The sequence below is a fragment of the Halomonas sp. SL18_1 genome (assembly GCF_055755715.1).
In genome coordinates this window covers 3,467,476-3,487,971 of record NZ_JBVTRK010000001.1, presented here as the reverse complement: position 1 = coordinate 3,487,971, position 20,496 = coordinate 3,467,476, and the positions used below count along the sequence as shown (strand labels likewise).

Below are 20,496 nucleotides of genomic sequence, written 5' to 3'. Positions count from 1 at the left end.
AATGCTGTTCGAGCGCGAGGTGGTGGGCGCATTCTTTGCGGCTTTGAAGACCGCTGAGCTTATCAACCTGTTTCTGATGACGGTGTCACTCGTTGTTGCGCCAAGGCTTTCCCGAGCTGTGGCTGAGAAGCGGCCGGAAAATCTCCAGTTAGAGTGTAATGCCGCCATCGTGCTGCTTGGCATCCCAACGGTTGTTGCAAGTGTTATTGTGCTCGCGTTTTCGCCTTATTTTATGCTGGTGTTTGACGCATCATTTGTCGAGCATGAAAACCTCTTGAGGGTGCTGGTTTTGGGTATGCTGGTCAACGCCCTATCTGGTTCTACCGGGCTGCTGTTTCAGTTGGGGGGGATGCATTGGTGGCAGATAATCTTTCAGGGCGGCAGCCTGCTTATCTCGATTGTATTATTGCCGGTTTTCGCATATTTCATGGGGGTGGTTGGTGCAGCTTTGAGCTTTGTCTTGGCTAAAGTTGTTTGGAACGTGCTGGCTGTTATCGCGATACGTAGGCGTCTAGGTGTTGATCCCACAGTGTTTTCCTTGATGGGGACTCCTTCGGTTCCGAGGCGACGCGTTTTGGATGGGCTGAAACAAAGGCTTTTTCTGCCAAGGTGATTGCGCTGCGTGGCGATGGAATAATTCAGAAATGGGAGTGGTGAATGGGGCGAAAGGTGTTTTATGTCGCCAATACCCAGGCTGACAATTTAGGAGATCTCGTTATCAATACGTTATTGCTGCGTCAGCTTTCTAAGCGTAGCGAGATCACGATAAATGTCAGACACTGTGCCGACAACTATCGTAACATGTTGGCGACAGTGGATGGCATGCTGGTGAATGAGGGGTATTTCGCTTTTATAAAGCGCCTGTTGTGGTGCTCCCTGAAGGGAGAGGAAGTCGATTTTTTTCTCAAGCCCGGACACTTTCATGGTGAAGATGGCGGCTTAGTCAAGAAAGCTGCTGTGCTGGTTTGTTATGGCCTAATGAAGCTTTCAGGTGTCCGGATTTGCCGAGTCGGTGCATCGGTCGGCCCGTTTTCGCCAATGATTGAGCGGCTGGAGCGATGGCAGTCACGCTTTTTCCATGCCTATACGGTTAGGGAGGCGGTGTCGTTAGGGTATGCAAAGAAGATCGGCATTGAGCGCGTTAGTTATTGCCCTGACATGGCATTCTTGATGGAGGGCGAACGTGGGGGAAAGGCAGAAGATAGGTCTGGGAGAGTGGTGTATAGCTTTAGGGAAAAGACGCTTTCGGATGATGGTGAGGAGCTGAGTCTATTGCCTGTGTTGTCAAGAGCGCTAGCGTTTTTAATCCCGATGAACTACTTTTCGTATCGCAAGTGGCGAGCGATGAAGGTTATAATTCCCAGCTTGCTGAAAACTTGGGTGTCAGATCCGATCAAGTTGTTTTTGATGATGGCGATGGTGGTGACATATTAGAGTGCTACAGGCATGCTGAATACGTTTTGAGTAATCGTCTTCATGTCTTGTTGTTTGCCGCCATGCAGGGGGCAGTGCCTATTGCAGTCGTTGATAGGAAGAGGCATGGAAAAATTACAGGAGTGTTTGAGTCGCTAGGGGTTGAGGAACTGCTCCATGATATCAACTCCGATCTAGATATTCTCGATCATGTGAGCCAAATCGATAAAAGGAAGGGGGCGGTCATCAAGCGTTTGGAGAGTGCGTTCTCCGAGCAGAGGCTGGCTATTATTGATGTGTTGAAAAGTTTGGGGCATGCATGAAATGCGCCGCAGTATTTTCCGTTGTTATACCCAACTATAATCGAGTGGAGTCGCTGGTTCGAGCTGTCAATAGTGCCCTGGTGCAAGGTTGTTTTGTTCGCGAAGTTATCGTTGTTGATGATTGTAGTGATAATATTGATGAGATTGAAGAAGCGCTGATGTCTATCGGAGACGATAAGGTGGTTCTTGTTAAAAATAATAAAAAATCTAACGCGGCCAAGACCAGAAACCAGGGGCAAGGATGGCAAGTTCTCCCTGGGTGTCATTTCTTGACTCTGATGATGTGTTCTTGGAAGGAAAGCTTGCTGCAGTCAAAAAAAACATTGATGCTTGTCCAGTTGTGGATGCTGTTTTCTATAATAGGGCGCGAGTTTTCTTTAATGATAAGATAGAGCGGGAGGTGCCTTCCCGCCGACTTTCGGATGGCGAACATATTGCCGACTACCTGTTCGTCGATGGCGAGATTATGCAGACATCCACCTTGACGATTCCTAAGGATTTTTTTTCTCGCGGTGGTTTCAATGAATCCTATCCGAGGCATCAGGATTACGATATTTGCCTCTCGCTATACCACCAGGGCTATAGTTTTCTCCTGGTAGACTTTCCGGGTACTGCAATATACTGGACTTCACAAGCCAGGCCAGCAGATAAAGGGGAATCGATAAGCTATTCGCGAAACTGGGCGATAGAAAACCGAAGTAGAATGACTAAGCAGGCCTTCAATGGCTTCTGTTTTTATTTTGTTGCTATCAAAGCCGCTCGCTGTGGGAGAAAGCGAGAAGCCGTTCGTGCGCTGGGAAGCCTTGAAGGGGCGTCGGGTGTTTCGCTCAAGCGGGCTATGGTGTATTTATCGATTCTCTTTATTCCCTCTCTGTTCATGCGTAGGGCCTACCTCCTTTATAAATCATTTTCGGTAGAGAGGAAGAGGCTTTGAGATTTTGGGATTTAGGTGAAGGATGATTATTGATAAGGTTGAGTCTGGGCGCTCGTCAGGCGAGATAAGTGCCGCCAGTGATACGGTGTTGGTGAGTTTTCTTAACCCTTATTCCTACCTCAAGTTGAGAAAGGTTTCTGATGTATACCATGAGGTGGATTTTTTTTATTGTGATGGAGTGTTGCTCTCTACGCTGATGAGGTTGACCGGGAAAAAGTGCAAGCGCGTTAGTTTCGATATGACATCTCTGGCGCCAGTCGTATTTTCGGAAGCTGTTCAGAATCGAAAAAACCTGTATGTCATCGGAGGTGAGCCCGGAATTCCGGAAGAGTCGGTGAGGGTCTACCAAGGGCTCTACCCGGGTCTCAAGGTGTCTGGTGTGCGGCATGGTTTCTTTTCATCCAAGGTTGAAAGGGATCAGGAACTCCAGCGTATCCGGTCTTGCTCCCCTGACGTGGTGATTGTGGGGATGGGGACCCCGCTTCAAGAGGAGTTTATTATTGATCTCAAGCGGGTAGGCTGGAAAGGAGTTGCATATACTTGCGGAGGCTTTCTACATCAAACGGCGTACGGTGGTAGGCAGTATTATCCTAAGTGGATGGATCGCTTCCACCTACGCTGGTTATATCGAATGATTGATGAGCCAAAGCTGATTCTTCGCTATCTATTCTATTATCCGGTTTTTCTGGTGGTGTTCCTTCGCGATGTCATTATGTATCATGTAAAGAAATGAAGACTTTTCTATTTTTGATTGAGCGATCGTCTATTTTTACTTGGTAAGAGAAGCTTGAATGCCTAGCGATACGAAAGGGCTTACGGAACGTTACCCTACCCAGCTGCTAGTTCCAGTTGTAGACGTCTTTTCCATTGTGCTGGGCGGCTTGCTGGCACATTGGTGGCGTTTTGGCAATATTCAGCTACCAGAGCGCTTTGTTCTGGCCATGGCCATCATGGCCCTGCTGGTGGTGATGCTCAACGCTGCGCTGGGAGGGTATGCTCGCTGGCGGGTAACCACTATCTCAACGCTCTTGGGTCGATTGCTTCTGGTTTGGCTAGCGGTCGGGGTCCTGGCCACCTCAATCATCTACTTTGCCCATGTGGCCGAGCGCTACTCCCGGCTGTGGGTCGGGATGACCCTGCTCATGTCATTCGTGCTGGCAGGCGGAGTCCGTGTGCTGGCTCAGCTTCTGCTGCGTCAGGCACGCATCAAGGGGCTGGCACGGCGTTCGGTGTTTCTGGTTGGGCCCGGTCCAAACCTGGTGGAAGTGGCGCAAGGGATGCGGGCATCTGCCGAAGAAGGTTTCTCCATAGCAGGCGTTGAACGGCTGGGCCCTGCGGCATTGGAAGCTGTGCCACAGAGCGGTTTGGATAGACTGGCCAGACGCGTTCAGCAATCCGGTGCCCGTGAAGTGTGGATCTGCGTGCCGCTCGAACGCGGCGATGTGGTGCGCTCGATTTTCTTTGCACTGCGAAACCATACGGCCGAAGTGCGATTTATCCCCGAATTCAAGGATATGCGCCTGCTGAACCATCGTATTAGTGAAGTGGCGGGGCACTACGCCATCGACCTGAGCGTGTCGCCGATGAATGGCATGGCGCGGGTTGTCAAACGCCTGGAGGATGTCGTGCTGGGGGGCTGCTCAGCCTGATGATTCTGCCCGTTTGCCTGGCCATCGCGGTGGCTATCAAGATCAGCTCCCCGGGGCCTGTACTTTTCAAGCAGTATCGCACCGGGGTGAATGGCAAGCAGTTCAAGGTTTACAAGTTCCGCTCCATGAGAATTCATCAGGAGTCAGCAGGCCAGGTCACTCAGGCGACCAAGGGCGATGCCCGCGTCACGCCTATCGGAGCCTTTCTTCGCCGTACCTCCCTGGACGAGCTCCCGCAGTTCTACAATGTGCTGCAGGGGCGTATGTCCATCGTGGGGCCAAGGCCCCACGCCCTGGCTCACAATGAACACTACAAGGAGCTGGTCGAATCCTACATGCGCCGCCACAAGGTCAAGCCGGGCATTACCGGGTGGGCACAAGTCAACGGCTTCCGCGGCGAGACGGATACCCTGGAGAAAATGGAGAAGCGCGTTGAGTACGACCTGTGGTATATCGACAACTGGTCACTCTGGCTGGATCTGCGCATTATCTTCCTGACCATTTTCAAGGGTTTCATCAACAAGAACGCGTATTGAGGCATATCAGACAACCCATGGCGATTTTGGTAACCGGCGGTGCCGGCTACATTGGCTCGCATACCGTGGTGGAGCTGCTGCAGGCCGGGCATGAGGTGGTGGTAGTCGATAATCTCTGCAACGGCTCACGAGACGCCCTGCGCCGCGTGGGGAATATCGCCGGCCGGCAGGCAACCTTCATTCATGGCGACATTCGTGACCGCACCCTACTGGATGACGTGTTCGCCGCGCACAGGATAGCAGCGGTGATCCATTTCGCCGGTTTAAAGGCGGTGGGGGAGAGCGTCGGCCAGCCGCTCGAGTATTACCATAACAACGTGTACGGCACCCTGGTGCTCTGCCAGGCGATGGCAGCGGCCGGAGTCCATCGCATCATCTTCAGTTCCTCAGCCACGGTGTACGGCATCGAAGCACCGGTGCCTTACCTGGAATCCATGCCCCGGGGCACCACCTCCAATCCCTATGGGGCCTCCAAGGCGATGGTGGAGCGGGTACTGGAAGATATGGCGGCAGCCGACGGGCGGTGGAGCGTGGCGCTGCTGCGCTACTTCAATCCCATTGGTGCCCATCCCTCCGGGCAGATCGGCGAGGACCCGCGAGGAACGCCCAACAACCTGATGCCCTATATCAGCCAGGTGGCAGTAGGGCGGCTGCCGGAGCTTGCCATCTACGGCAACGATTACCCGACTCCCGACGGCACCTGCGTGCGTGACTACCTGCACGTCGTCGACCTGGCTCTGGGCCACCTGACGGCGCTGCAGGCGCTGAATCAGCCTGGCGTCAGGCGCTACAACCTGGGCACGGGCAAGGGCGTATCGGTGCTCGAGATGGTCAAGGGGTTCGTGCAGGTCACCGGGGTTGATGTTCCGTACCGGTTTGCGCCACGCCGCAGCGGTGACCTGCCGGCCTTCTGGGCCGATGCCTCCAAGGCTGAACAGGAGCTCGGCTGGCGAGCCGAGCGTGATCTGCTGGCAATGCTGCGGGACACCTGGCGCTGGCAGTCGACCAACCCTCAAGGCTATGCGGAGTGACTCGCCTGATGGCACGCCGCTGTCAGGAGGGTTTGCCACGCCCCCGCGCGGCTCCACACCGAATGGCGAAGTGCCCCTCTCGGCAGCTGTCGGCACATGGCGCAATGAGAGGTGTTCGGCAGAATGGACTAGATGCGCCATACTGCTGGAAGTCATATGGGGGCCCGGGTTGCCACACAGAAATTTTAGGTTCATCGCAGACTGGCGTGAATGGGCCTTGTGGGAGGGAGCTTCAGCTCGCGAAGTAGCGCGCAGCGCTACCCAGGGGCGCCTGCGGCGCCTTCGCCCGGCAGAGCCGGCCTCCCACCATAGAACCTGCCAAACATGTTCACGCTAAAATGCGAAGAACCAAATTGTAGTCTCCTGGTGCGCAAGGTATGGGCTGAAGCATGCTGATGGAGTCAGCCGCTCATGGACGATTCGACAGACTCACCGTCTGAACCTGCCAGATCGGTAGCAAGATGCGCATGGCTTGCCTATCTGATCACGCTACTGGTCGCTGCACTTTTTGCTGCCTTGCTGTTCTACGAGCGCAGCGCGCAGCCGTTCGGCGGCTGGCAGTACCTTTTGCTGCTGACCGGTAGCTGGCTGCTGCTGGCCGGGCTTGGTCTGTGGGGCGTCTGCCACTACCTGGGGCTGCGGGCCCGCGAACGGCGGCACCGTGCCCATGAGATCCGTCTCGAGGCGCTGGTCGGCGCCATACCCGATCAGCTCTACGTGCTGGACCGCCACGGCCGGGTCGTCTTCGCCAACGGCCAGCCGCGAGCTGAGCAGGGCAACGCCCAGCGACTGGTCGATCTGCTGCCGGCGCTGTCCGCCGCCCCGCTGGAAGAGGCCATGCGGCAGGTTTGGCGCGAAGGCGCCGCCGAGCTGGAATACGCCGAAGCCAGCGATGAGACAAGGCTGGCTCACCGCCATGCCGTGCTAAGCCCGCTCAATACCGGTGACGATGCCGATCATCTGGTCATGGTCGTGCGCGACGTGACCGAGAGCAAACGCGTGGAAGAGCGCTTGCGCATCGCCGCCACGGCATTCGAGACCCACCTGGGCATGATGATCACCGATGCCAGCGGTGAGATCATCGATGTCAATGCCACCTTCACCCAGATCACCGGCTACCAGCGTCACGAGGTGCTGGGTCGCAATCCCCGCCTGTTGAGTTCTGGCCTGCAGGATGCCGCCTTCTACGAGCGCATGTGGGAGTCGCTGAAGCTCAACGGCCGCTGGCAGGGGAAATCTGGAATCGCCGCAAGGGAGGCGATGCCTACCCCCAGTGGCTGACCATCAGCGCCGTGCGCACCCCTTCGGGGGAGCTTACCCACTATGTTGCCACCCTCCATGACTTGACCGAGCGCAAGGCCGTGGAGCAGGAGCTTCACGATCTGGTTTTCTTCGACCCGCTGACCGGGCTGCCCAACCGCCGGCTGCTGCTGGACCGCCTGGACGGGGTCCTCAAGGACAGCTACCGCAGTGGCAAGCTGGCTGCGCTGATCCTCCTCGACCTCGATCACTTCCAGACGGTCAATGATACCCAGGGGCACCGGGTCGGCGATCAGCTGCTGTTCGCCCTGGCCGGACGCTTCGTCACCATCCTGCGCGACACCGATACCCTGTCGCGCTTGAACGGCGACGAATTTGCCATCCTGCTCCACGACATTCACGACGACCCGGATGCGGCCGCCATTGCGGTCGAGCGGGTCGCCGCCAAGCTGCTGGAATCGCTCAAGGAACCCGTGACGATTACCGGGCAGCCGCTGGTGGTCACCGCTAGCCTGGGCGTTAGCCTGTTTTGCCGGCACGGGGTCTCCGTTGAAGACGTGCTCAAACAGGCCGACCTGGCGCTGATGCAGGCCAAGCAAAGCGGTCGCAACCAGGTTTGCTTCTTCGACCCTCAGGTCCAGTCGCGGCTCAAGGCCAGGGCGCAGCTCGAGATCGACCTTCGCCAGGCGCTAAGCGGGGAGAGCTGGCGGTAGCGTACCAGCCGCAGGTAAACGTTCGGGGCAACACCGTGGGAGCCGAAGCCCTGCTGCGCTGGCGGCACCCGGTGCGGGGCGAGGTGTCACCCGTCGAATTCATCCCCATTGCCGAGCAGACCCGGCTGATCGTCGAGCTGGGCGAGTGGGTGCTGGAAAGCGCCTGCTGGAAGCTCGTGGCCTGGGCCAAGACGCCTGCCACAGCCGGCTGGACGGTATCGGTGAACGTGAGCCCGGTGCAGTTTCGCGAGGCCTGCTTCGTGGAGCAGGTCCAGGCCGTGCTGGCCCGCACCGGCGCCGAGCCCTCCCGGCTCAAGCTCGAAGTGACCGAGTCGCTGCTGATCGACGACCCCGAGGCAGTGCGCGAGCGAATGGTCGCCCTCAAGGCGTTAGGGCTGCGCCTGTCGCTGGATGACTTCGGAACCGGCTATTCGTCGCTCGCCTATCTGCGCCGCTTGCCCCTCGATCAGATCAAGATCGATCAGTGCTTCGTGCGTGAACTGCTCGAAGACCAGGCCAGTGCCGCCATCGTCGAGACCATCATTTCGCTGTCGGCCAGCCTGCATCTCGAAGTGATAGCCGAAGGGGTGGAAACGCCCGCCCAGCACCGCTGCCTCGCCTCCCGGGGATGCCAGCTCTTTCAGGGGTTTCTGTTCGGCCGGCCGGAGGTCAGCCTCGAGTCCTAGTCGATGGTTGGCCCGACTGACCGCAGTGGTTTTTTCCCGGCCGAGCAGTTTCGTCCCCTACCGGTAGGACGGGGCTTTCTGTTATCCTCCCGCGGTTGACCCTCCCCGCTTGACAGTCTTTATCTCTAACGGTGACTCGCCATATGGCAAAGCAACAGGACGCTACGGACCTCCAGCGTGCGCTCAAGGCATGCAGGGGCTCTTTCGCATCGGTGGGCTTCTTCAGCATGTTCGTCAACCTGCTCATGCTGGTGCCGCCGATGTACATGCTGCAGGTCTACGACCGCGTGCTCACGACCCAAAGCGTCGAAACGCTGCTGATGCTCACCCTGCTGGTGGTCTTCCTGTTCATGGTCATGGGCGGGCTAGAGCTGGTCCGCTCGCGGATGCTGGTCAGGGTGGGCAACCGGCTCGACACTAATATCAACGCGCGACTCTACAGCGCCATGTTTCGTCGCAGCGTGGTCAGCCAGGGTCAGCAGAGCGCCCAGCCGCTCAACGACCTGACCAGCCTGCGTCAGTTTTTGACCGGCAACGGCCTGTTCGCCTTCTTCGATGCCCCCTGGGTGCCGGTCTACCTGGCCGTGCTGTTCCTGTTCCACCCCTGGCTGGGGATCTTCGCCACTATCTCCGGCATCGTGCTGCTGATCCTGGCCATCGCCAACGAGAAGGCCACCAAGACCCTGCTGGCCGAAGCCAACAGCGAGAACATCCAGGCCCAGAATCTGGCCAACTCCAACCTTCGCAACGCCGAAGTGCTGCACGCCATGGGCATGCTGCCGGGGATCATGGGCCGCTGGGCCAACAAGCACCATGAGTTTCTCTCCAAGCAGTCCCAGGCCAGTGACCGCGCCGGCGCGCTGACCAACACCTCCAAGGTGCTGCGCCTGCTGGCCCAGTCGATGATCCTCGGTCTCGGCGCCTTCCTGGTGCTGCGCAACGAAATGACCCGGGCATGATGATCGCCGGCTCCATCATCATGGGCCGGGCGCTGGCCCCCATCGACCAGATGATCGGCGGCTGGAAAGGCTTCGTCAGTGCGCGCGGCGCCTACGACCGCCTCAACGAGCTGCTCACCCAGATTCCCGAAGAGCAGCCGCGCATGTCGCTGCCCGCCCCGCACGGCAGCGTCGCCGTGGAAGGCGTGGCCGCCGCGCCGCCCGGCGTGCGCATGGCCACCATTCGTGGCATCAACTTCGAGGTGCCCAAGGGCGAGCATGTCGGCATCATCGGCCCCAGCGCCGCCGGCAAATCCACGCTCGCCCGGGTGCTCCTGGGCGTCTGGCCCTCCCAGGTGGGCAATGTGCGCCTCGACGGCGCCGATATCGCCCAGTGGAACCGCGACGAGCTGGGCCCGCACATCGGCTACTTGCCCAGGATATCGAACTGTTCGACGGCTCGATCAGCGAGAACATCGCCCGCTTCGGCAAAGTCGACCCCCAGAAGGTCGTCGCGGCCGCCAGGAAAGCCGGGGTCCACGAAATGATCCTCGAGCTGCCCAACGGCTACGACACCGTCATCTCCTCCACCAGCGGCGCCCTCTCCGGCGGCCAGCGTCAGCGTATCGGCCTGGCGCGGGCGCTGTATGGCAACCCGGTGCTGGTGGTGCTCGACGAGCCCAACTCCAACCTGGATGACGCCGGCGAACGGGCTCTTGCCCAGTCAATCCAACAGCTCAAGGCGGAAGGCACCACGCTGTTCGTCATCAGCCACCGCACCAGCGTGCTCAAGAACATGGACCAGCTGCTGGTCATGAAAGAGGGCCAGGTCAGCATGTTCGGCCCGCGCGACCAGGTGCTGGCCCAGTTTGCCAAAAAGCCCCAGCAGCGGGTTGCCCAGGCCGCCAACAGCCGCGTGGCCGCCATTCGTGGCGGCCGCGAGGGCGGTCAGCCCGGCGGTAGCAATCCCGAGGAGCAGAAGTAATGACCGACCAAACCTCGAACCAGGACGTCGCCAAGCGCTCCGAGATCGACGTGACACCCAAGCCCCAGACCCTCGAGGGCGAGTACGCCGAGGTGCTGCCCACCAGTGACAAGGGCTATCGGCGCCTGGGGTTCGTGATTTTGCTGCTGGCCTTCGGCGGCTTCGGTACCTGGGCGATGACCGGCTCCCTGGCGGTGGCCGTCGTGGCGCCGGGCAATGTCTCCGTGGAATCCTTCAAGCGCAGCGTTCAGCATCTGGAAGGCGGCATCGTGAGCGAGATCCTGGTGGAAGACGGCCAGCACGTCGAGGCCGGCGATCCGCTGGTGGTGCTCAGCGATACCCAGGCGCGCTCCCAGCTCGAGATCGCCCGCTCTCAGTACCTGATCAATCGCGCCATGGAGGTGCGGCTATTGGCCGAGCAGGAGGGAGCCGACGCCCTCGAGTTCCCCAGGAGCTGGTGGAGAGCGACAGCGCGCGCGTCCAGCAGGTCATGGCGGTGCAGCAGAGCCTGTTCGTGGCACGGCGCGAATCCCTGCGCGGCGCCCTGGAATCCCTCGACGAGCAGAGCCAGCAGATGCGCGAGCAGATCGAAGGGCTCGAGCAGCTGGTGAACGTCAACACCCGGCGCATCGCCTCGCTGAGCAGCGAAGCGGAAGACTTCCGCTCGCTGTTCCGCGAAGGGCTCGGCGACAACCAGCGGCTGCGTGAGCTCGAACGCCAGGTGCTCCAGTTCGAAGGGGAAGTCGCCCAGCACCGCGCAGAAATCTCCCGGCTGCGCTCACAGATCAGCGAGAACCGCCTGCAGCGTGAAGTGCGCCAGCAGGAGTTCCAGTCAGAGGTAGGCGAGCAGCTGCGTCAGGCCCAGGCGCAGATCGCCGAAGCCGAAGAGCAGATCACCTCGCTGAGCGACCAGGTCGAGCGCACCGTGATCGTCGCACCGGTCTCCGGCAGCGTGGTGGACCGCCAGGTCCACAGCGCGGGTGCCGTGATTCGCGGCGGCGACACTATCATGGACATCGTGCCCTCCAGCGACGGTTTCGTCGTGGAAGCGCGGGTGCCCAACCGGGATATCGACAACATCTTCCTCGGCCAGGACGCCAACATTCGCTTCTCCGCCTTCAATCAGCGGCTGACCAACGAGATACCCGGCGAGATCATCTACGTCAGCGCCGACAGCTTCGAGGACGAGGCCACCGGCCAGCGCTACTACCGTGCCAGGGTTCGCGTCACCGAGAAGGGGCGCGACAGAATGACCGAAGAGATGCAGCTGCTCTCCGGCATGCCGGCCGAGGTGATGATCCGCACCGGTGAGCGCACCTTCGCCAGCTACATCGCCAAGCCGATCACCGACATGCTGGCTCGCGCGGTTAGGGAGGATTGATGGCTCGCTTCACGATTCCGACGAAGGCGCCGTCAGGCGCCCTGGCGCTGGCATCGCTGCTGGCCCTGGCGCCCGTGGCGGCCGTTGCCCAGGACGACGTTCCCGCCGGCGAAGAGGCGATGGCGGAACTCCAGGCGCTGGAAGCCCAGGACGGCGCGGAGCTCGGGGCAACACCGCGCCCGGACAACCTACCTTCGCTGCCGGAGCTGTTCGTGCGTGCCCTGGAGAACGACGCCGGGCTCGAGCGCCAGCGTCACGAACTGGACGCCACCCGTGAAGAGCGCCCCATGGCGCGCTCTCAGCTGCTCCCCCAGATCAGCGCCAGCGGCGGCTACCTGTGGCAAGACTCCACCAACGTGCAGACCGACCCGGAAGGCTTCGGGCTCGACCAGCCCGCTACGCGCCCCGGCGAGTTTGACGAGCACTACTGGCGACTGCAGCTAGAGCAACCGCTTTTCAGTCTCGAGCGCTGGCGTGGGCTAAACGTTGCCGATGCGCAGATCAGCGCAGCGGAAATCCAGTTGGCCGTGGTGGAGCGCGACCTGGCCCTCAGCGTCAGCGAAGCCTACGTGCAAGCCTACCTGGCCTCCCAGCGCCTGGGGCTGCTCGAGTCGCAGCGGGAGTCGCTGGAACTGCAGGTGCGCCAGGCCAGCCGCGCCTTCGACCTTGGCATCGGCAACCGCGTCGACCTGCTGGAAGCCCAGTCACGCCTCGACGAGGCCATTGCCGATGCGGTAGAAGCCGAGAACGACCTCGATGACGCCCTGAGCGAACTGGAGCGTCTCACCGGCATCCGGCCCGATATGCGAGGTCTGGCTATGGGTGAGCTGGAAAGCGTCCAGCTGCAGCGGGATTGGGGGATGAGCGCGAGTGGATCGAGCGCACCGGTCGGAACCTCAACGTCCGCCTGGCCCAGGAGGAGCAGCGCGTGGCCCAGGCCGATACCGGCACCCGGCGCGCCGGCTACTTTCCCGAAATCAACCTCAACCTGAGCTACAGCGATCGCGACAGCGACGATGAGCTGCGCACCAGCGAAGATTACACGGCCAACGTCGAGCTCAACATGCCGATCTATCGCGGCGGCTATACCAGCGCCAGCGTTAGGCAGGGTGAAAAGCGCATCCAGGCCGGCCAAGCGGCCGTGGATCACGAGCGCAACCTGGCCGTGCAGGAGGTTCGCTCGCGTCTTCGCTCGCTGAACGGCAGCGTTCGCCGGCTCGAGGCACTCAATCAGGCTCTGGAGTCCAGCCAGCTGTTTCTCGAGGCCGCCGAGCGCGGCGAGCAGCTCGGCCTGCGCGACCTGGTCGACGTACTGGACGCCCGTGCGCGGCTCTTCGACCAGCGCATTCAGTACGTCGATACCCTGGGGCGCTATGTGATCGACCGTCTGGGCCTGCACTCTGCGGTAGGCACCCTGGGGTCGGAAGACCTGGAGCAGGTCATGGCGCTGCTTGACAGCATTGCCCCCAGCGGCTCCTGACCACGGACGCCACATGGCCACAGGACCGAACGCCAGGGACTGGCTTCGCCGCGCGATGCGCACCTTCGATGCCGCCATTGCGCTGGCCTCCGGCTTCGCCATGCTCTGGTGGATGCCCGGACTGGAGCATACCGATGGCATCGAATACCCGCTGCTGATCCTGGCCGGCAGCTTGCTGCTGCCGGCCTGCGGCGAGCTGGTGGGGCTCTACCAGCCCTGGCGGGGGCGCAACCTCTTCTCGATGCTGGGTGTCTTCGCCCTCGGCTGGCTGCTGGCGATCGTGCTGCTCAGCCTGTTCCTGGTGCTCACCCAGAGCGCGTTGATCTTCTCGCGCAGCTGGATGGCGCTGTCCGCCCTAAGCGCTCTGGTGATGGGGCTGGCACTGCGCACCATCCTCCACGCTACGCTGCGCCAGCTCCGCTCGCGGGGCCGCAATATCAAGCGCGTACTGCTGATCGGCCAGCCCGCCAACATCGCGCATATTCAGAAGCGGTTAAAGGCACAGCCCTCCCTGGGCTACGTGGTCAGCGATACGCTGATCGACGATGCCGAAAGCGCCGTCGAAGTCGGCCAGGGGAGGCTAGCATGGTGCAGCGGGCGGCATCGCTGGCCCGGCGCAGCATCTTCCAGCGCGAGTTTGACGAAATCTGGCTCACCTACCCCCTGTCGCATGGCGATACCGTCAAGCGGCTCGCCGACGCCCTCTTGGCGGTACCGGTGGGCATTCGCTACTTCCCCGATTTCTCGGATATCAGGCTGATCAACCACCGGGTGGCTCAGGTGGCCGACATGCACTGCATCGACCTCAACTACTCGCCGCTCAACGGCCCCATGCGCGCCGTCAAGGCACTGGAAGACCGCCTGCTGGGACTGCTGCTGTTCGTGGTCTTTCTACCGGTAATGTTGGCGATCGCCGGGCTGGTGCGCTGGCGGATGGGGGCGCCGGTGCTATTCAAGCAGTATCGTCACGGCCTGGATGGCAAGCGCTTTCGCATCTACAAGTTTCGCACCATGCATCCCCATGTCGAGGCCGGTGAGACCCGCCAGGCCCAGCCGGGCGATGCACGGGTGTCACGGCTGGGCGCGTTTCTGCGCCGGACCAGCCTCGATGAGCTGCCGCAGCTGTTCAACGTGTTGCAGGGGCGAATGTCGCTGGTGGGGCCGCGGCCGCATGCCATGGACCACAACGATCACTACAAGGACGCCATCGACGCCTACATGCAGCGTCATCGCGTCAAGCCGGGCATGACCGGCTGGGCCCAGGTCAACGGCCTGCGAGGCATCACCGAAGATCTCGAACTGATGCGTAAACGGGTCGAGTATGACCTGTACTATATCGATAACTGGACGCTGGGACTGGACCTGAAGATTCTGGCCATGACCATTACCCGTGGCTTCATCAATCAGCAGCCATAGGGTGTTGGCCACCACGACATGTTCAAGGAGACATTCATGCTTCTGCCCGTCATCCTGTCCGGCGGCTCCGGCTCCCGGCTATGGCCCGCCTCCCGAGAGCACTACCCCAAGCAGTTTCAGCGGCTCAACTCGCCGGAACACAGCCTGCTGCAAGAGGCTGCCCTGCGCCTGGCGGGGGTCGAGGATGCCGCCGCGCCGCTGGTGGTCTGCAACGAGGAGCATCGCTTCCTGGTGGCCGAGCAGCTGCATCTCATTGACGCGGCGCCCTCCCATATCGTGCTGGAACCCTGTGCGCGCAATACCGCGCCTGCCCTGGCCCTGGCCGCGCTCCATGCCTGCGATGCCCAGCCCGCCAGCTTGATGCTGGTGATGCCCGCCGACCACGTCATCGAGAATCGCGATGCCTTTCTGGCAGCCATCGAGAAGGGCAAAGTGCTGGCCGAAGAGGGGCAACTGGTCACCTTCGGCATCCAGCCGGCCAGCCCCCACACCGGTTACGGCTACATCCGCCGGGGCGAGATGCTGGGCACCGGCTACCGCGTCGAGGCCTTCGTCGAAAAGCCCGACCACGACCGCGCCCAGGCCTACCTCGAGAGCGGCGACTACCTGTGGAACAGCGGCATCTTCCTGTTCTCCGCCGAGCGCTATCTGGAAGAGCTGCAGGCCCAGGCGCCGGATATCGCCGACGCCTGCCGCGGCGCCTATGCCGGCCGCCGCGAAGACCTCGACTTCCTGCGCGTCGACGGTCAGGCCTTCGGTGCCTGTCGCAGCGAGTCCATCGACTATGCGGTCATGGAGAACACCCGTCATGCCGCGGTGGTGCCCATGGACCCGGGCTGGAGCGACATCGGCGCCTGGGACGCCATCTTCACGCTGAAAAGCGACCCTGAGCGCGAGGGCAACGCCGTACAGGGCGACGTGCTGCTCCATAACACCCGTGACAGTCTCGTCCAAAGCCACTCACGGCTGGTGGCCACGGTGGGGGTGAAGGACCTCTTGGTGGTCGAAACCGAAGATGCCGTGCTGGTGGCGGACCGCCACCACGCCCAGGACACCAAACGCATCGTCGAGGCTCTAAAGGCGAGCCGCCGCCCGGAATACCGGGCACTGCCCGAGGTCTACCGGCCCTGGGGCCACTACCGCACCATGGTGCTCACCGACAGCTTTCAGGTGAAGGAGATCGTCGTCAAACCCGGCGCCAAACTGTCGCTGCAGATGCACCACCACCGCGCCGAACACTGGGTTGTCGTGCAGGGCACCGCGCGGGTAACGCTGGGCGAGGGAAATGGCGACGCCGAGCGGCTGAGCAGCTTCCTGCTCAGCGAGGATGAGTCCACCTACATTCCCCTGGGCACCCTGCATCGCTTGGAAAATCCCGGCGTCATTCCCCTCAAGCTGATCGAAGTGCAGACCGGCAACTACCTGGGCGAAGACGACATCGTGCGTTTCAACGACGACTACGGCCGGTCAAGCGGCGCGTTATGAGAGAAATCGCTCCGCTCCAGGCGCTACATGACGGTTATGGCCATCTGCGAGTGGCCATCGTCCACGACTGGCTGGTGGTTCAGGGGGGCGCCGAAAAAGTGCTCGACGCCCTGCTTGAAGCCTTTCCCCAGGCAGAGCTGTTTTCGCTGGTGGATTTCCTGCCTGCCGACCAGCGTGGGCGCATTGCCAAGCATCGCGTGCACACCAGCCTGATTCAGCGTCTGCCGATGGCGCGTGGCCGCTACCGCCACTACCTGCCGCTGATGCCCTATGCCATCGAGCAGTTCGATCTGAGCGGTTTCGATCTGGTGATCTCCTCCAGCCACTGTGTCGCCAAGGGCGTACTCACCGGCCCCGAACAGCTCCACATCTGCTACTGCCATACTCCCATGCGCTATGCCTGGGACATGAAGGAAGCCTACCTCCGCGATGCCGACTTCCCCGCTCCCGTGGAGTGGTACGTGCGCCGTACCCTCAAGCGCCTGCGGCAGTGGGACCACTTTACCGCCAGCCAGGTGGACCACTTCATCACCAACTCCAACAACGTGGCAGGCCGCATCAACAAATTCTATCGCCGCGAGGCCACGGTGATTCACCCTCCCGTAGACCTGTCAAAGTCATTGGCAACGGAAGAGGTGCCGAAGGAGGGCTTCTATCTGGCGGCCTCGCGACTCGTCTCCTACAAACGACTCGACCTGATCATCGAGGCCTTCCGGCGCGATGGTCGGCGACAGCTTAAAGTGGTTGGCGATGGCCCCGAGCGAAAGCGGCTGGAGCAGCTGGCGGCAGGGGCGAGCAATATCCAGATGCTAGGTTATCAGCCTGACCGGTCGTTGAGTGACCTCATGTCGCGCGCCCGCGCTTTTGTGTTTGCAGCAGATGAAGATTTCGGCATCTTGCCCGTGGAGGCGCAGGCGCATGGAACCCCGGTCATTGCTTACGGGCATGGGGGCGCGCTGGAAACCGTCCGAGGCGTCGAAGCCGGCGAGCAGGCGACGGGCATCTTCTTCGAGCAACAGACCATCGACAGCCTGTTGGCGGCCGTCGAGGGCTTCGAAGCGCTCTCCTTTTCCCCTGCCGCGCTGACGCAGCAAGCCCAGCGTTTCGCTCGGCCGAATTTCTGGCGTGACCTGCACCAGCTGCTAATACGAATCGAGTCAATGAGGGAGCCAGTATCATGAAGCGGGCGCTAAGAAGGTGGATATCGCGCTTTCTGCAGCGACTAGCCCAATCGCCACGCATCAAGTCATTCGCCAAACGAACCCTGGATCGCCTGCCAAGGCTGCGCAGCCTGGTCGTGCGACTGATGCATGGTGGCTCTCTTTTGGACGGCAAGGCAAGGTCAATGACGTTGAGCCGCACAGCGACTATCAACAGCGACTGATGGACGACCTGCGCAAGCGATGGGGGCAACACAGATGACAGCCCTGTATATCATCGATAACCCCACGGGGTTGCCGCTCGAGGCTGATCCTCCATGGATGTCACGGCTAGGCGAGGCGCTCGAGGTCGGAGATAGGGTCCTGCTGATGGGGTTCGACGATGACGCCCTGATTGCCATTCGCCGGCGGCTGGCAGCCTGCTGTGACGAGACAGACCTCCTTGCTATCAGCCAGCATACGCAACAGGCGCTGGCTGCCCATGGGCAGGCACTGCTGGCGGAAGCCATCCGGGGGTTAGTGGCCGGCTTGGATATCGACCGTCACCATTATTGGCTGCATGGAGCGCAGCCATCGCGCCAGGCGTATGTGGAAGGCCTGCTGGCAGCCGACGGCAGCACCGTATCGCCATCCAGGCCGCGCCTCGCCTTTGTCTCTCCGCTTCCTCCGGAAGCCACTGGCATTGCGGATTACAGCGCTGAGCTGCTGCCCTACCTGGCATTGCACTATGACATCACCCTGGTAGCCAGCCAGCCGGTGGTGGAGGCACCGCTCGCGCAACGCTTTCCCGTTCTTGAGCCATCGGCGTTCCGGGCTGCTTTTGCGACCTTTGATCGCGTGCTCTATCAGGTTGGCAATTCGCCCTACCACGTCTTTCAGTTCGAGCTGCTGAGGGACTGTCCAGGCACGGTCGTCCTGCACGATATCTACCTCTTCGATGCGGCCTGGTGGCTTGATGACAGCGGGCTCTGGCCAGACGGCCTGCGTCGCCAGCTTTTCCAGGACCATGGCTACCCGGCAGTGCTGGCGCTGGATGCCCATTCCGGAAGTGGCGACAAGTGTGGAAGAGGCCCGGAGGAGTATCCGGTCAACGGCTTCGTCACCCAAGAGAGCGCGGGCCTGATTCTCCATTCACATTTTGCCAAGTCGCTTGACCGCCACTGGCGCTACGAGGCCTGGAAGGAACCCGCAGCGGTGATCCCGCATCTTCGCAAGCTGCCCGAGCCGGCAACGGCGGCATGGAAAGAACAGTGTCGCCGGGAGCTTGGCATCGAGGAAGATGCCTGTTTGATTGCCAGCTTTGGCGGCATCAACCCCAAGAAGCTGACCGATCGCGTCGTGGATGCCATCCTCGAGGGGCAGTGGGCAGAGCAGGCGCCCGTGCACCTGGTGCTGGTGGGGGCGCAGCACACCGGGAGTTTCGGCCGGCGCCTGGAGAATCGCCTGCGTCACCATCCCCAAGGCGACCGCATTCGCGTGACCGGCTACGTTGACCGCCGCGAATACCTCCGCTGGCTGGGCGCCGCGGATATAGCCGTACAGCTGCGCCAGCACTCCCGCGGGGAGAGCTCCGGGGCGATACTCGACGCCATGGCCCATGGGTTGGCCGTTGTTGTGAATGCCCATGGTAGCAGCGCTGAACTGCCCACCGAGGCGGTGAGCATGCTGCCAGAAACCGCCGAGCTTGCCCAGCTGAGTGACAGTCTGCAAAGGCTGATCGATGCGCCGGCGTGGCGTCGTGAGCTGGGGCAGCGGGCGCGTCGCTGGGTTGCCGCTCAGCTCGACCCCAAGGGGGTGGCCGAGGCGTATCGTGATGCGATCGACCACTTTGCCCGCCACGCCCGTCGTCAGCGTCGAGAGGCCTGGCTGGACGAGCTGGCCGGCCTTCCCGGGCTCGCCGAGAAGCCTGCCGATGAGTTGGCCGCCATCACCCGCAGCCTCAGCGACACCGATACCCTGGCACCCCGGGGGGCGCCGCGGCTGCTTTTCGATGTCAGCACCATTGCCTGGAACGACCTCAAGACCGGCATCGAGCGGGTCACCCGCCACCTGGCCGACCATTTGCTGCGCACGCCGCCGCCCGGTTGGCGCGTCGAGCTAATACGCTGGGGCGGACAGGATTTTCATCTGGCAAGAGGGTTCGCCAGCAGCCAGCTGGGCATGGCCCCCCGGGCCCAGATCGACCTTACCAGCCCTGCCCGGGTGATGTTTATATCAGCGTGGAGTGGGCGCCGCCGCTACTGGAGCAGGCGGGAGAGGCGCTCAAGCGGATGCGTGCGCATGGTGTGCGCTGTTACTTCACTGTCCACGATCTGTTGCCGTTACACTTGCCTGAGCGCTTTCCCTCCGACGTGCCCGACACCATGGCGCGCTGGTTTGCCGCCATTGCCGAACTGGCCGACGGTATCACCTGTGTGTCGTCCACGGTGGCGGCAGACGTAAGGCAGCAGCTCCAGCAGTTGACGTTGCCTGACGGGCACCTTCCCTGGGTGGAACACTTCCATCTCGGTGCCGATTTCGCCAATCGGAATGGGCCGGGGCGATTGAGCAGCAGCGAGCAGCGCTTGCTGTCAACCCTCGGGCGCCAGAATGGGGCGGCCCTGCTGATGGTCGGCACCATCGAGCCGCGCAAGGGCCACCAGCAGGTGGTGGACGCACTGGACATCTGCTGGCAGCAGGGGATGCCGCTCAACCTGATTATCGTCGGTAAGCAGGGCTGGCAGGTAGACTCGCTGGCAAAGCGGCTTCGGCAGCATCCCAACCGCGGCAAACGGCTGTTCTGGATCGACGATGCCAGCGACGCCCTGTTGAATCGGCTCTACAAGGAAGGCGATGCCCTGGTGGCCGCCTCTCTGGGCGAGGGCTTCGGCCTGCCGCTGATCGAAGCGGCACACCACGGTATCTCCATCATCGCTCGGGACATCCCGGTTTTTCGTGAAGTGGCAGGGGAGTATGCTGATTACTTTCAGGGATGTACGGCCGAGGCCCTGGCTGAGGAGCTGGTTGCCTGGTATGAGCGCTGGTGTCAGGGGCAGCAGCGACACTCCCACGGCATGCCCTTCAACGACTGGGCTCAGAGCTACCAGCAGTGGCTATCGCCGATTCT

18 protein-coding genes and 5 pseudogenes are annotated in these 20,496 nt (G+C 61.3%); all 23 read left to right on the top strand.

Going from position 1 to position 20,496, the window contains the following annotated elements; genetic code table 11:
- Window position 1 precedes the first annotated feature (1 nt).
- Window positions 2–613: a lipopolysaccharide biosynthesis protein gene (locus ACSJDS_RS17790; protein WP_473034397.1), complete on the top strand. Its 612-nt coding sequence runs from the start codon at window positions 2–4 to the stop codon at window positions 611–613.
- A gap of 44 nt (window positions 614–657) precedes the next feature.
- Window positions 658–1,434 carry a polysaccharide pyruvyl transferase family protein gene (locus ACSJDS_RS17785; protein ID WP_473034395.1) on the top strand — a complete coding sequence of 259 codons (777 nt, stop codon included), beginning with the start codon at window positions 658–660 and terminating at the stop codon, window positions 1,432–1,434.
- A 26-nt stretch (window positions 1,435–1,460) separates the two neighbouring features.
- Window positions 1,461–1,736, top strand: a complete 276-nt coding sequence (locus ACSJDS_RS17780; protein WP_473034394.1) for a hypothetical protein — start codon at window positions 1,461–1,463, stop codon at window positions 1,734–1,736.
- Window positions 1,733–1,960, top strand: a pseudogene (locus tag ACSJDS_RS17775) (glycosyltransferase family 2 protein); the annotation flags it as partial. The gene ACSJDS_RS17780 and the pseudogene ACSJDS_RS17775, both read left to right, overlap by 4 nt.
- A 17-nt stretch (window positions 1,961–1,977) precedes the next feature.
- Window positions 1,978–2,670 (top strand): glycosyltransferase family protein, encoded by a 693-nt coding sequence (locus tag ACSJDS_RS17770; RefSeq protein WP_473035113.1) that lies wholly within the window; start codon window positions 1,978–1,980, stop codon window positions 2,668–2,670.
- 22 nt (window positions 2,671–2,692) lie between these two features.
- Window positions 2,693–3,403: a WecB/TagA/CpsF family glycosyltransferase gene (locus ACSJDS_RS17765; RefSeq protein ID WP_473034393.1), complete on the top strand. Its 711-nt coding sequence runs from the start codon at window positions 2,693–2,695 to the stop codon at window positions 3,401–3,403.
- 58 nt (window positions 3,404–3,461) lie between these two features.
- Entirely contained in the window at window positions 3,462–4,319 is an 858-nt protein-coding gene (locus ACSJDS_RS17760) for a Rossmann-fold NAD(P)-binding domain-containing protein (protein ID WP_473034392.1), read from the top strand.
- Window positions 4,319–4,855 carry an exopolysaccharide biosynthesis polyprenyl glycosylphosphotransferase gene (locus ACSJDS_RS17755; protein WP_473034391.1) on the top strand — a complete coding sequence of 179 codons (537 nt, stop codon included), beginning with the start codon at window positions 4,319–4,321 and terminating at the stop codon, window positions 4,853–4,855. The genes ACSJDS_RS17760 and ACSJDS_RS17755 overlap by 1 nt, the downstream gene beginning before the upstream one ends.
- A gap of 17 nt (window positions 4,856–4,872) precedes the next feature.
- Window positions 4,873–5,886: a UDP-glucose 4-epimerase GalE gene (gene galE / locus ACSJDS_RS17750; RefSeq protein WP_473034390.1), complete on the top strand. Its 1,014-nt coding sequence runs from the start codon at window positions 4,873–4,875 to the stop codon at window positions 5,884–5,886.
- Between the two features lie 516 nt (window positions 5,887–6,402).
- Entirely contained in the window at window positions 6,403–7,167 is a 765-nt protein-coding gene (locus tag ACSJDS_RS17745; protein WP_473034389.1) for a PAS domain-containing protein, read from the top strand.
- Window positions 7,083–7,859: a diguanylate cyclase domain-containing protein gene (locus tag ACSJDS_RS17740; RefSeq protein ID WP_473034388.1), complete on the top strand. Its 777-nt coding sequence runs from the start codon at window positions 7,083–7,085 to the stop codon at window positions 7,857–7,859. Before ACSJDS_RS17745 ends, ACSJDS_RS17740 begins: the two co-directional genes overlap by 85 nt.
- A 35-nt stretch (window positions 7,860–7,894) precedes the next feature.
- Window positions 7,895–8,545 carry a putative bifunctional diguanylate cyclase/phosphodiesterase gene (locus ACSJDS_RS17735; RefSeq protein ID WP_473034387.1) on the top strand — a complete coding sequence of 217 codons (651 nt, stop codon included), beginning with the start codon at window positions 7,895–7,897 and terminating at the stop codon, window positions 8,543–8,545.
- A gap of 143 nt (window positions 8,546–8,688) precedes the next feature.
- Entirely contained in the window at window positions 8,689–9,504 is an 816-nt protein-coding gene (locus tag ACSJDS_RS17730) for an ABC transporter transmembrane domain-containing protein (protein WP_473034386.1), read from the top strand.
- Window positions 9,501–10,468 (top strand): annotated as a pseudogene (locus ACSJDS_RS17725) (type I secretion system permease/ATPase). Before ACSJDS_RS17730 ends, ACSJDS_RS17725 begins: the two are co-directional and overlap by 4 nt.
- Before the next feature lie 457 nt (window positions 10,469–10,925).
- Window positions 10,926–11,849 (top strand): HlyD family type I secretion periplasmic adaptor subunit, encoded by a 924-nt coding sequence (locus ACSJDS_RS17720; RefSeq protein ID WP_473034385.1) that lies wholly within the window; start codon window positions 10,926–10,928, stop codon window positions 11,847–11,849.
- Window positions 11,849–12,841, top strand: a complete 993-nt coding sequence (locus ACSJDS_RS17715) for a TolC family protein (protein ID WP_473034384.1) — start codon at window positions 11,849–11,851, stop codon at window positions 12,839–12,841. Before ACSJDS_RS17720 ends, ACSJDS_RS17715 begins: the two co-directional genes overlap by 1 nt.
- The gene (locus ACSJDS_RS17710) at window positions 12,778–13,329 is read left to right on the top strand and encodes a TolC family protein (protein WP_473034383.1); all 552 of its coding nucleotides are present in this window, start codon (window positions 12,778–12,780) and stop codon (window positions 13,327–13,329) included. The genes ACSJDS_RS17715 and ACSJDS_RS17710 overlap by 64 nt, the downstream gene beginning before the upstream one ends.
- Window positions 13,330–13,342: 13 nt before the next feature.
- Window positions 13,343–13,819 (top strand): annotated as a pseudogene (locus ACSJDS_RS17705) (Rossmann-fold NAD(P)-binding domain-containing protein); the annotation flags it as partial.
- A 92-nt stretch (window positions 13,820–13,911) separates the two neighbouring features.
- A pseudogene (locus tag ACSJDS_RS17700) lies at window positions 13,912–14,745 on the top strand (exopolysaccharide biosynthesis polyprenyl glycosylphosphotransferase); the annotation flags it as partial.
- Window positions 14,746–14,781: 36 nt separating this feature from the next.
- Window positions 14,782–16,230 carry a mannose-1-phosphate guanylyltransferase/mannose-6-phosphate isomerase gene (locus ACSJDS_RS17695; RefSeq protein ID WP_473034381.1) on the top strand — a complete coding sequence of 483 codons (1,449 nt, stop codon included), beginning with the start codon at window positions 14,782–14,784 and terminating at the stop codon, window positions 16,228–16,230.
- On the top strand, window positions 16,227–17,411 hold the full coding sequence (locus ACSJDS_RS17690) for a glycosyltransferase (RefSeq protein WP_473034380.1): 1,185 nt from the start codon (window positions 16,227–16,229) through the stop codon (window positions 17,409–17,411). The genes ACSJDS_RS17695 and ACSJDS_RS17690 overlap by 4 nt, the downstream gene beginning before the upstream one ends.
- 237 nt (window positions 17,412–17,648) lie before the next feature.
- Entirely contained in the window at window positions 17,649–19,832 is a 2,184-nt protein-coding gene (locus ACSJDS_RS17685) for a glycosyltransferase family 4 protein (protein ID WP_473034379.1), read from the top strand.
- Window positions 19,754–20,347 (top strand): annotated as a pseudogene (locus ACSJDS_RS17680) (glycosyltransferase); the annotation flags it as partial. The gene ACSJDS_RS17685 and the pseudogene ACSJDS_RS17680, both read left to right, overlap by 79 nt.
- Window positions 20,348–20,496 lie beyond the last annotated feature (149 nt).